An 11957-nucleotide genomic window follows, 5' to 3' on the forward strand; every position below is an offset into this window, starting at 1 on the left:
TGCTCGTGGAAGCGTTCCCAGAGACCCGTACGAACGCGGATCGTGGTGGCTGTTGTGCCGAAAGTCACCGAACGCTCCCAGGTTTCGCGAAGTTCGCCTAGCCTTCGGCCCACCGACGCTGACGAGCCGGGATTGCCGGTGGTCGCTACCGGGGTATGTCCGAATTGAACCTTCGTTAAGTGTCAATGGCGCGCGTGGGAGGCTCTGGTGGCAGCGCACGATTCGGTCGAGCGGAAGTACGTCTACGACTTCGCCGAGGGCAACAAGGATCTCAAGGATCTGCTCGGCGGCAAGGGGGCCAACCTGGCCGAGATGACGAATCTCGGTCTACCGGTTCCGCCCGGCTTCACGATCACCACGGAGGCCTGCAAGGCATACCTGACGACCGGGCGCGAGCCGGACGGCCTGGCCGCGCAGATCGAGGCGCACCTTGAGTCCCTGGAGCGCGAGATGGGCCGGCGCCTCGGCGACCCGGACGACCCGCTGCTGGTCTCGGTGCGCTCCGGCGCCAAGTTCTCCATGCCGGGCATGATGGAGACCGTCCTCAACGTGGGTCTCAACGACCGCAGCGTGGTCGGCCTGAGCGCCCAGGCCGGTCGGAACGACCGGTTCGCCTGGGACTCCTACCGGCGGCTGATCCAGATGTTCGGCAAGACCGTCTGCGAGGTGCCGGGCGAGGAGTTCGAGCACGCGCTCGACGAGATCAAGCGCGCCAAGGGTACGCACGACGACCTCGACCTGGACGCCGACGACCTGCGCGGGCTGGTCGGCGCGTACAAGAAGATCTTCGCCAAGCACACCGGCCGCGAGTTCCCGCAGGAGCCGCGCGAGCAGCTCGACCTCGCCATCCGCGCGGTCTTCGACTCGTGGAACGCGGAGCGGGCGGTGCTCTACCGCCGCCAGGAGCGCATCCCGGCCGACCTGGGCACCGCCGTCAACGTGGTGGCCATGGTCTTCGGCAACCTCGGGCCCGACTCCGGTACCGGAGTCGCGTTCACCCGCGACCCGGGCAGCGGCGCGCAGGGCATCTACGGCGACTACCTCGCCAACGCCCAGGGCGAGGACGTGGTCGCGGGCATCCGCAACACGGTGCCGTTGCAGGAGCTGGAGCAGCTCGACAAGACCTCCTACGACCAGCTGCTCGGCATCATGGCCCGGCTGGAGGAGCACTACAAGGACCTCTGCGACATCGAGTTCACCATCGAGCGCGGCAAGCTCTGGATGCTGCAGACCCGCGTCGGCAAGCGCACCGCCGCCGCCGCGTTCGTCATCGCCGGGCAACTCGTCGACGAGGGGCTGATCGACCTCGACGAGGCGCTGCACCGGGTGAACGGTGCGCAGCTCGCCCAGCTGATGTTCCCCCGCTTCCAGCTCGACCACGAGTTCGAGGCGGTGGCCAAGGGCATCGGCGCCTCGCCGGGCGCCGCGTCCGGCAAGGTCGTCTTCACCTCGGCCCGGGCGGTCGAGCTGGCCGCCGAGGGCGAGGCGGTGATCCTGGTCCGCCGGGAGACCAACCCGGACGACCTCAACGGCATGATCGCCGCCAGGGGCATCCTCACCTCCCGGGGCGGCAAGACCAGCCACGCCGCGGTGGTGGCCCGCGGCATGGGCAAGACCTGCGTCTCCGGCGCCGACGAGCTGGACGTTAACGTGCCGGCGAAGAGGTTCACCGTGGGCGACCACGTGGTGAACGAGGGCGACGTGGTCTCGATCGACGGCACCACCGGCAAGGTCTACCTCGGCGAGGTGCCGGTCATGCCGTCCGAGGTGGTGCAGTACTTCGAGGGCGAACTCGATCCGGAGACCACCGACGACGCGCTGGTCCGGGCCGTACACCGGATCATGACGCACGCCGACGCGGCGCGGCGGCTGCGGGTACGCACGAACGCCGACACCGGCGCGGACGCGGCCCGGGCGCGGCGCTTCGGTGCCGAGGGCATCGGCCTGTGCCGCACCGAACACATGTTCCTCGGTGACCGCCGGGAGCTGGTCGAGCGGCTCATCCTCGCCTCCGGCGAACGGGAGCGGGAGGACGCGCTCGCCGCGCTGCTGCCGCTGCAGCGGGCCGACTTCATCGAGATCTTCCGGGAGATGGACGGCCTGCCGGTCACCGTGCGGCTGATCGACCCGCCGCTGCACGAGTTCCTGCCCCCGCTGGAGCAGCTCGCGGTCAACGTCGCGGTGGCCCAGGAACGCGGCGAGGACGTGGCGAAGGAGGAGGCGCTGCTCGCCGCCGTTCGGCGGATGCACGAGGAGAACCCGATGCTGGGCCTGCGCGGCGTCCGGCTCGGTCTGGTCATCCCCGGCCTGTTCGCCATGCAGGTCCGCGCGATCGCGGAGGCCGCCGTCGCGGTCGTCCGCGACGGCGGCACCGCCTGCCCGGAGATCATGGTGCCGCTGGTGGGGGCCGTGCAGGAGCTGGAGACGGTACGCGCCGAGGCCGAGCGGATCATCGCCGAGGTGGTCGGGGACAGCGGCGTCGAGGTGCTGATCGGCACGATGATCGAGGTGCCCCGGGCGGCGCTGACCGCCGGGCAGATCGCCGAGGCGGCCGAGTTCTTCTCCTTCGGCACCAACGACCTGACCCAGATGGGCTGGGGCTTCTCCCGCGACGACGTGGAGGGCGCGTTCTTCTGGCGTTACCTGGAGCTGGGCATCTTCGGCATCTCGCCGTTCGAGTCGATCGACACCGACGGCGTCGGCCGGCTGATCCGCATCGCCGCCGAGGAGGGCCGGGCGGCCCGCCCGGGGCTGAAGCTCGGCGTCTGCGGCGAGCACGGCGGCGACCCGGACTCGGTGCACTTCTTCCACTCCGTCGGACTGGACTACGTCTCCTGCTCGCCGTTCCGGGTGCCGGTGGCCCGGCTGGAGGCCGGCCGGGCGGCCATCACCACCACCGGTTCGGACTCCCGCTGAGCGGGCGCGGGGCCGCCGGTGGACACCGGCGGCCCCGCGCCCGCCCGGCGCGCCTTTCCGGCCTTCCCGGCGTAACCTGAGCTTCCGCCACGTGTCGATCAGGAGGGGTGGCCGCATGACCGCCGTCTGGGAGAACCTGACCATCGACGCCCGGGATCCGTCCCGGCTCGCCAGTTGGTGGGCGGAGGCGCTCGGCTACCAGGTGATCACCGACAAGCTGGACGAGGTGGAGATCCGCCGGACCCCCGACACGAGGCCCGGTCTCGTCTTCGTCCCGGTCGCCGGGCCGAAGAAGGGAAAGAACCGGTTGCACATCGACCTGCGCCCGGCCGACCTGGAGGCCGAGGTGGAGCGCCTGGTCGACATGGGTGCCCGGCACGTCGACATCGGGCAGGGGGACGTGGAGTGGACGGTGCTGGCCGACCCGGAGGGCAACGAGTTCTGCGTTCTCCGGGAGCGCGAGGAGTGAGCCGGTCTTGCGAGCCCCGCAGTCGTGACCTCCGGCCATTGCGCCAACGCGGCAACGGTGACCGGGGCTGACGCGGCGGCCCGGCTCGTCGACGAGGCACCGAAGGACACCGGGTACGGCCGGTCGCCGTTCGAGCGGGACCGGGCCCGGGTCCTGCACTCGGCGGCGTTCCGCCGGCTCGCGGCTAAGACGCAGGTGCACACCGCCGGGACGAACGACTTCCTGCGTACCCGGCTGACCCACTCGCTGGAGGTCGCGCAGATCGCCCGCGAGATGGGTGCCCGGCTGGGCTGCGACCCCGACGTGGTGGACACCGCCGGGCTGGCCCACGACCTGGGGCACCCGCCGTTCGGGCACAACGGCGAGTACGCCCTGGACGAGCTGGCCGCCGACTGCGGCGGTTTCGAGGGCAACGCGCAGACGCTGCGGGTGCTCACCCGGCTGGAGGCGAAGGTGTTCACCCCGGACGGGCGCTCGGCCGGGCTGAACCTGACCCGGGCCGCGCTGGACGCGGTCAGCAAGTACCCGTGGCCGCGCCGGCCCGGCGAGCGCAAGTTCGGCGTGTACGCCGACGACCGCCCGGTCTTCGACTGGCTGCGCGCGGGCGCCCCGCCCGGTGCCCGGCGCTGCCTGGAGGCCCAGGTGATGGACTGGGCCGACGACGTGGCGTACTCGGTGCACGACGTCGAGGACGGCATCCACGGCGGGTACGTCGACCTGCGTCCGCTGCTGGTCGACGCGGACGAGCGGCGGGCACTCTGCGCGGACGTGGCCGCCGCCTACTCGGGTGAGGCGCCGGAGGACCTGGGCGAGGTGCTCGCCGACCTGCTGGCCGACCCGGTGCTCGCTCCGCTGGCCGCGTACGACGGCAGCCATCGCGCGCTCGCCGCGTTGAAGACCACCACGAGCGTGTTCACCGGCCGGTTCGCCGCCGGGGTGGTGGCCGCGACCGAGCAGCGTCACGGTCCCGGTCCGCACCGCCGCTACGACGCCGACCTGGTGGTGCCGCGCCGGATCCGGGCGCAGTGCGCGCTGCTCAAGGGCATCGCGCTGCGGTACGTGATGCGCCGCCCAGGCGCCCAGGACCGGTACGCGCGGCAGCGCGACGTCCTGTGCGGGCTGGTCGCGGCGCTGCTGGACCGGGCGCCGGACGCGCTGGACCCGGTGTTCGCGCCGCTGTGGCGGGACGCGGGGGACGACGCCACGCGGCTGCGCGTGGTGATCGACCAGGTCGCCTCGCTCACCGATCCGGCCGCGCTGGCCTGGCACGCCCGGCTGGTGTCGCCGAACTGACCGGATCACTCGTGCGGAGCTTAGGCTAGCCTAAGCGGCATGACGGATCGCCCGAAGACGTTCACCGCCGCCACGGTCGTCCGGACCGCGCGGCCCACCCCACACCTGATCCGCCTGGTCCTGGGCGGCGCCGAGCTGGCCGGGCTGCCGGTGGGCGCGTACACCGACCACTACGTGAAGTTCGTCTTCCCGCCGGCCGGGGTGACCTACCCGTACCCGGTCGACCTGGCCACGATCAAGCTCGAGTTCCCGGCGGAGCAGTGGCCGCGCCTGCGCGCGTACACGATCAGGGCCTGGGACGCCGCTGCCGGTGAGATGACCGTGGACGTGGTGCACCACGGCGACGAGGGCGTGGCCGGGCCGTGGGCGGCGGCGCTGCGTCCCGGCGACCGGGTGTTGTTCGCCGGGCCGGGCGGCGCGTACGCGCCGGACCCGGCCGCCGACTGGCACCTGCTGGCGGGCGACGAGAGCGCGCTGCCGGCCATCGCCGCCGCCCTGGAACGGCTGCCGGCGGGAGCGCCCGCCAAGGTGTACGTCGAGGTCGGCGGCCCGGCCGACGAGCTGCCCCTGACCAGCGCGGGTGTGGTCGAGGTGTGCTGGCTGCACCGCGACGGGCGCCCGTTCGGCGAGCCGCTGGTCGAGGCGGTCCGGGCGCTGGAGTTCCCGCCCGGCCGGGTGCACGCGTTCGTGCACGGGGAGGCCGGCGCGATGAAGGAACTGCGGCGGCTGCTGCGCGTCGAGCGGGGCGTGCCTCGGGGTGATCTGTCCATCTCCGGCTACTGGCGGCGCGGCATGGACGACGAGGGCTGGCGGTCCACCAAGCCGGCCTGGAACGCCGCGGTGGAGGCCGAGGAGGCAGCCGCCGTCGTGTCCTGACGCGGTTCCTGCGGCATTCCGGCCCGGCGGTGCGCCCGGCCCGCCGACGATGGGGGCATGACGGGACAATCGGGGCGGCGGGCCGTGGCCCAGCAGGTCGACCGGGTGGTGCTCGGCGCCGGGGTCGCCGGTGTGCTGGCGGTGGTGCTGTGGGGCGTGTTCGCCCGGGGTTCACTGGCCCGGTTCGGCGAGTCCGGCCTGGCCTGGGCCGTGAGCACGTTCGGCTGGTTCTTCGTGGTCGCGGCCGACGCCTTCCTGGTGCTGGCGGTCGTCGTGGCCGCCTCCCGGTTCGGCCGGATCCGGCTGGGCGCCGACGACGACGGGCCGGAGTTCAACACCCTGGCCTGGGTCGCCATGATGTTCAGCGCCGGCATGGGCATCGGCCTGGTGTTCTTCGCCGTCGCCGAACCGATGCAGCACTACGCCACGCCGCCGCCGGCCTCCGGTGTCGAGCCGCAGACCGGCGCCGCCGCCTCGGCGGCCATGCAGTACACGCTGTTCCACTGGACGCTGCACCCGTGGGGCATCTATGCGATCGCGGCGCTGGCCCTGGCGTACTCGACGTTCCGCAAGGGGCGGGGCAACCGGATCTCGTCCGCGTTCGCGCCGCTGCTCGGGGACCGGACCGACGGCCCGCTCGGCCGTGGGATCGACCTGCTCGCCGTCTTCGCCACCGTGTTCGGCTCCGCCACGAGTCTGGGGCTGGGTGCGCTCCAGGTGGCGGCCGGTCTCGACCTGGTGGTCGGGGTGCCGGACAGCCGGACCGTCGAGTTGACGATCATCGGCGCGCTCACGCTCGCCTTCGTCGTGTCCGCCTTCTCCGGACTGCACCGGGGCGTCAAGTGGCTGTCCACCACGAACGTGCTGATCGCCGTCGCGCTGATGCTGTTCGTGTTCGTGGTCGGTCCGACCGTCTACACGCTGGAGGTGCTGCCGGCCTCGGTCGGTGACTATCTGAGCGGCCTGGTGCGCATGTCGACGCGTACCGGGGCGTTCTCCGACCCGGCCTGGCTGGGCTCGTGGACCGTCTTCTACTGGGCGTGGTGGATCTCCTGGGCGCCGTTCGTGGGCACGTTCATCGCCCGCATCTCGCGCGGCCGTACGATCCGTCAGTTCCTCGTCGGGGTGCTGCTGATACCCAGCGGCGCGAGCACCGTCTGGTTCGCGGTGATGGGCGGGACCGCCCTGCGTACGCAGACCACTGGCACCCGGGACCTGGTGGCGGACGTGGGCGCCGGTTCCGAGCAGGCGCTGTTCGGGCTGCTCGACGCGCTGCCCCTGGCCACGCTGACGAGCGTGCTCACCATGGTGCTGATCGCGCTCTACTTCGTCACCAGCGCGGACTCGGCGTCGCTGGTGCTCGGCTCGCTCTGCTCGCGCGGCGCGCTACGGCCACATCGCGGGGTGGTGGTGCTCTGGGGCGTGCTGATCGGCGCGGTCGCGGCCGCGCTGCTGCTGGCCGGTGGCCTGGCCGCACTGCAGCAGGCGACCATCCTGGTCGCGCTGCCGTTCGTCGTGGTGATGCTGGGCCTGGCCGTCGCGGTGCTCCGGGAGATGGCGGCCGATCCGATGCTGCGCGCCGGGCCCCGGCCCCGCCGTTCCGGCCTGGCCGCCGCGGTGAACGCGGCGCGGTCGTACGAGGAGGAGGATCCGGCTCCCGTCACGCGCTGGTTCCATCGCCCTCGCCCCTGAGCGGGGGTACCTCATTTCGTAGTAGGGATGCTACATTTCGCGGTATGACTGTGGTCGAACTTCCGGGGGCCGCCGCGTCCCCCCGACCTCCCGACGAGGATCTCGTCCTCGACGTGCGGGATCTGCGCATGCGCTACGGCGCCGTCGACGTGCTGCGCGGCGTCGACCTGACCGCCCGGCGGGGCGAGGTGGTGGCACTGCTCGGGCCCAACGGCGCGGGCAAGACCACCACCATCGAGATCCTCGAAGGCTTCCGGCTGCCCTCGGCCGGCACGGTGCGCGTGCTCGGCACCGACCCGGCCCGGGGCGACGAGCGCTGGCGCGCGCGGCTGGGCGTGGTGCTCCAGTCCTGGCGCGACCACGGCAAGTGGCGGGTGCGGGAGCTGCTGGCCCACCTCGGCGACTTCTACGCGCCGTACGCCACCGACCGGATCCCGCGCCCGTGGCCGGTCGACGAGCTGCTGGAGACGGTGGGGCTGAGCGCGCACGCCGGCAGCCGGGTGGCCCGGCTCTCCGGCGGCCAGCGCCGCCGGCTCGACGTCGCGGTCGGCATCGTCGGCCGGCCGGAACTGCTGTTCCTGGACGAGCCCACAGTCGGGTTCGACCCGGCCGCCCGGCGCGAGTTCCACGAGCTGGTGCACCGGCTGGCCGACCTGGACGAGACCACCATCGTGCTGACCACGCACGACCTGGCCGAGGCGGAGAAGCTGGCCGACCGCATCCTCATCCTGGCCGGCGGCCGGATCATCGCCGAGGGGTCGCCCGACCAGCTCGCCCGGCGTGTGGCGGGGGACGCCGAGGTGCGCTGGGCCCGCGACGGCGAGCGGTACGTGCACGCCACCGCCGACGCCACCGCCTTCCTGCGCGACCTGCTCCGTGAGCACGGCGACCGGATACGCGAGCTGGAGGTACGCCGGGCCAGCCTGGAGGACGCGTACCTGGCGCTGGTGCACGAGGAGGAGACCGGCATCCGTACCGGCCGGGCCGAGCGGGTGTGGCAGCAGGAGGCGAACCGATGAACCCGACCACCAACGCGCTGCGGGCCGGGCTGCGGCGCGGCGCGATCGAGCTGCGCGCCACGTTCACCAACGGCCAGGATCTCTGGACCTACTTCTTCCCCACCGTGGTGCTGCTGATCGCCGTGTTCTGGATGCGCGGCTCGACGGTCCCCGGCACCGACTTCTCCCTCGGCGCCCGTACGCTGCCCAGCGCCCTCGGCATGGGCCTGCTCTTCGGCGGGCTGCTCGGCCTGGCCAACCAGCTCGTCATCGACCGGGAGGACGGCACGCTGCTGCGCGCCAAGGCGATCCCGGACGGCATGCTCGGCTACCTGGTCGGCAAGATCGTGCTGGTGTCGGCGGTGGCGCTGATCGGCGTGGTCATCCAGCTCACGCCCGGGCTGTTCTTCCTCGACGGCCTGCGGCTCGGCGACCCCGGCGCCTGGCTCACGCTGGCCTGGGTGGTGCCGCTCGGGCTGGTGGCGACGCTGCCGCTGGGCGCGGTGATCGGCTCGCTGGTGGAGAACCCGCGCAACATGGGCCTGGTGGTGATGCCGATCTTCGGTCTGATCGCGCTGTCCGGCATCTTCTACCCGATCAACGGCCTGCCCGGCTGGCTCCAGGGCGTCGCCCAGGTCTTCCCGCTCTACTGGCTAGGCTTGGGCATGCGTTCGGCGCTGCTCCCGGGCGATCTGGCGGCGGTCGAACTGGGCGGCTCCTGGAGGCACCTGGAGACGGTCGGCGTGCTCGGCGCCTGGGCGGTGCTCGGGCTGGTGCTGGCCCCGGTGGTGCTGCGCCGGATGGCCCGCCGGGAGTCCGGCTCGCGGGTCGCGGCCCGGCGGGAGCGGGCCATGCAGCGGGTCGGATGAGAGGGCGTCGATGAGCGAGACCGTGCACAACCGCATCGCGGTGCTGCGCGCCGAACGGGGCATCTCCCGGCGGCAACTGGCCGACGCGCTCGGTGTGCACTACCAGACCGTCGGCTACCTGGAGCGCGGCGAGTTCCGGCCCAGCCTGCACCTGGCGCTGCGCATCGCCGCGTACTTCGAGGTGCCGGTCGAGGTGGTCTTCTCCATCGAGCCGTTCCCGCGCATCGGCGACCCCGCGACGGCCCGCTCGGCCTGAGCCGGCGGGGACGGGCGTGGCCGGCCACACGCCCGTCCCCCCGGCCGCCGCAACGTCGGTCCGGCAGGGCAGGATGTACGCCGAGGGGGTGGCGGTCATGGCGGGGCGGATCCGGGACGAGGACATCGCGCTGGTCCGCGAGCGCACCGCCATCGCGGACGTCATCTCCGAGGTGGTGACGCTCAAGTCGGCCGGCGGCGGCAACCTCAAGGGGCTCTGCCCGTTCCACGACGAGAAGAGCCCGTCGTTCAACGTCTCGCCCGCCCGCAACGTGTTCTACTGCTTCGGCTGCGGGGTCGGCGGCGACGCGATCAAGTTCCTGATGGACGCCGAGCACCTCAGCTTCGTCGAGTCCGTCGAGCGGCTCGCCGCCCGCGCCGGCATCCAGTTGCGCTACGTCGAGGACGACAGGTCCGCGCCGCGTCCCCGCCCGCAGCAGGGGCAGCGGCAGCGCCTGGTGGCCGCGCACGCCGCCGCCGTCGAGTTCTACCGGGCCCAGCTCACCACCGCCGGCGCCCGCCCGGCCCGGGAGTTCCTCGCCGGGCGCGGCTTCGACCGGGCCGCCGCCGAGCGGTACGCCTGCGGCTTCGCCCCCGACGGGTGGGACCTGCTCACCAAGCACCTGCGCCAGCATGGTTTCACCCACGACGAACTGGTCACCGCCGGCCTGTCCCGCCCGGCCCGCTCCGGCTCGCTGATCGACCGGTTCCGCCGGCGCCTGATGTGGCCGATCCGGGACATCACCGGCGACGTGATCGGCTTCGGCGCCCGCAAGCTCTTCGACGACGACGACGGCCCGAAATACCTGAACACCCCCGAGACGCCGATCTACAAGAAGTCACACGTGCTCTACGGCATCGACCAGGCCAAGCGGGAGATCGCCAAGCAGGGCAAGGTGGTGGTGGTCGAGGGCTACACCGACGTGATGGCCTGCCACCTCGCCGACGTGCCGACAGCGGTGGCGACCTGCGGCACCGCGTTCGGCGGCGACCACATCTCGGTGCTGCGCCGAGTGCTGTTCGACAGCGACGAGCGGGCCGGGGAGATCATCTTCACCTTCGACGGCGACGCGGCCGGGCAGAAGGCCGCGCTGCGCGCCTTCGAGGACGACCAGCGCTTCGTGGGGCGTACCTTCATCGCGGTCAGCCCCGACAACATGGACCCGTGTGACCTGCGCCTGGCAAAGGGCGACCTGGCCGTGCGCGACCTGGTGGCCCGCCGTGAGCCGCTCGTCGACTTCGCGCTCCGGCACGTGATCAACCGGTTCGACCTGGACACCGTCGACGGCCGGGTCGAGGCCATGCGCCGCGCCGCGCCTCTGGTCGCGAAGATCAAGGACCGGGAGAAGCGCCCGGAGTACGTGCGCAAACTCGCCGGCGACCTCGGCATGGAGATCGAGCCGGTGCAGCGCGCGGTGCTCGCCGCCGGGAACGGGCAGCCGGCGGCCGGTGCGCACGCAGCGCCCGCTCGCCCGGGGGTGCCCTCGGTGGACAGCCCCCGGTCCATGGTGGAGCGGGAGGCGCTGAAGCTGGCGTTGCAGGAGCCGGTCCTGGCCGGCCCGATGTTCGACGCGGTCGAGGCGACCGACTACCAGCACCCGGTGCACGTCGCGGTACGCGCCGCGGTGGCCGCGGCCGGCGGGGCGTCCGGCGCCACCGGCGGCGCGGTCTGGATCGAGCGGGTCCGCGACGCCTGCGACGACCTGGCCGGGCAGGCATTGGTCGGTGAGCTGGCGGTGGAACCGCTGCGCATCGACGGCGAGCCCGACCCGCGGTACGTCTCGATCACCATGGCCCGGCTCCAGTGGAGTTCGGTCACCGGCCGCATCCGTGACCTGAAGTCGAAGATCCAGCGGATCAATCCGGTGAGCAACAAGGACGAGTACTTCGCCCTGTTCGGGGAACTGCTCTCGCTGGAACAGCACGCACGGGCACTGCGCGAGCAGGCCGCCGGAGGTTTGTGATGGGTCTGTTCAACCGCCGGCCGAAACTGCCCTCGGCCGACCGGCCGCCGCTGGCCGCCGACGAGCGGGTGCTCGCCTGGGCCGCCGCCGGCACCGGTGAGGGCGGCAACGACGGCGTACTGGTCGCCAGCAACCGGGGGCTCTGGCTGCCCGGCCGCGTCGACCGCCTCGGCTGGCACGACATCCTCAAGGCGGTCTGGTCCGGCCGCGAACTCACTGTCACCCCGGCCGAGCCGGTCGCCGAGCACGACGGCTACCTGGTGGTCGCGGACGGCCTACCCGAGACGTGCCTGCTCGTCGACCCGGGAGACCTGCCGCACCAGGTCCGGGCCCGGGTCACCGGCTCGGTGGCGTACACCTCGCACCACGAGGTGCCGGGCGGCTCCGGGCGGATCGCGGCCCGGCGGGTGCCCGGCGTCGACGGTCTGACCTGGACGGTCCGCTACGACCCGGGGACGCCCGCCGACGACGAGGCGGTGACCGCCGAGACCGCCCGGCTGGTCGCGGCGGCGCGGGCCGCCACCACCCCCGCCGACGCCTGAAGCCTGCACCTTGAGGACGTCTACCTCGTAGAGCGGGATGGAGGCGTCGCGGGTGGCCCAGAGCGCGACGGGGGTGTCCAGCA

The 11957-nt window shown here is 72.7% G+C and carries 10 protein-coding genes; all 10 read left to right on the top strand.

What is annotated here, in order from left to right:
* The first annotated feature begins 207 nt into the window (after nucleotides 1–207).
* The 10 genes from ppdK (at nucleotide 208) to C569_RS0119075 (ending at nucleotide 11874) form a co-directional block, all read left to right on the top strand.
* Nucleotides 208–2916, top strand: a complete 2709-nt coding sequence (gene ppdK / locus C569_RS0119030) for a pyruvate, phosphate dikinase (protein ID WP_018787366.1) — start codon at nucleotides 208–210, stop codon at nucleotides 2914–2916.
* 115 nt (nucleotides 2917–3031) lie between these two features.
* Entirely contained in the window at nucleotides 3032–3385 is a 354-nt protein-coding gene (locus C569_RS0119035) for a VOC family protein (protein ID WP_018787367.1), read from the top strand.
* Between the two features lie 57 nt (nucleotides 3386–3442).
* Nucleotides 3443–4678, top strand: coding sequence for a deoxyguanosinetriphosphate triphosphohydrolase (locus tag C569_RS0119040; protein WP_018787368.1), 1236 nt, complete (start codon nucleotides 3443–3445; stop codon nucleotides 4676–4678).
* A gap of 39 nt (nucleotides 4679–4717) precedes the next feature.
* A complete protein-coding gene (locus C569_RS0119045; protein WP_018787369.1) occupies nucleotides 4718–5554 on the top strand; it encodes a siderophore-interacting protein in 837 nt (278 codons plus the stop codon).
* Nucleotides 5555–5611: 57 nt separating this feature from the next.
* Nucleotides 5612–7246: a BCCT family transporter gene (locus C569_RS0119050; RefSeq protein ID WP_026268354.1), complete on the top strand. Its 1635-nt coding sequence runs from the start codon at nucleotides 5612–5614 to the stop codon at nucleotides 7244–7246.
* A 44-nt stretch (nucleotides 7247–7290) separates the two neighbouring features.
* Nucleotides 7291–8265: an ABC transporter ATP-binding protein gene (locus C569_RS0119055; protein WP_026268355.1), complete on the top strand. Its 975-nt coding sequence runs from the start codon at nucleotides 7291–7293 to the stop codon at nucleotides 8263–8265.
* Nucleotides 8262–9113 carry an ABC transporter permease gene (locus C569_RS0119060; RefSeq protein ID WP_018787372.1) on the top strand — a complete coding sequence of 284 codons (852 nt, stop codon included), beginning with the start codon at nucleotides 8262–8264 and terminating at the stop codon, nucleotides 9111–9113. The genes C569_RS0119055 and C569_RS0119060 overlap by 4 nt, the downstream gene beginning before the upstream one ends.
* A gap of 10 nt (nucleotides 9114–9123) precedes the next feature.
* Nucleotides 9124–9369: a helix-turn-helix transcriptional regulator gene (locus C569_RS0119065; RefSeq protein WP_018787373.1), complete on the top strand. Its 246-nt coding sequence runs from the start codon at nucleotides 9124–9126 to the stop codon at nucleotides 9367–9369.
* Between the two features lie 73 nt (nucleotides 9370–9442).
* Nucleotides 9443–11332: a DNA primase gene (dnaG, locus tag C569_RS0119070; protein WP_018787374.1), complete on the top strand. Its 1890-nt coding sequence runs from the start codon at nucleotides 9443–9445 to the stop codon at nucleotides 11330–11332.
* Nucleotides 11332–11874, top strand: a complete 543-nt coding sequence (locus C569_RS0119075; RefSeq protein ID WP_018787375.1) for a hypothetical protein — start codon at nucleotides 11332–11334, stop codon at nucleotides 11872–11874. Before dnaG ends, C569_RS0119075 begins: the two co-directional genes overlap by 1 nt.
* Nucleotides 11875–11957: the final 83 nt, after the last annotated feature.

This window comes from Micromonospora sp. CNB394, assembly GCF_000374985.1.
Taxonomy (GTDB): domain Bacteria; phylum Actinomycetota; class Actinomycetes; order Mycobacteriales; family Micromonosporaceae; genus Micromonospora; species Micromonospora marina.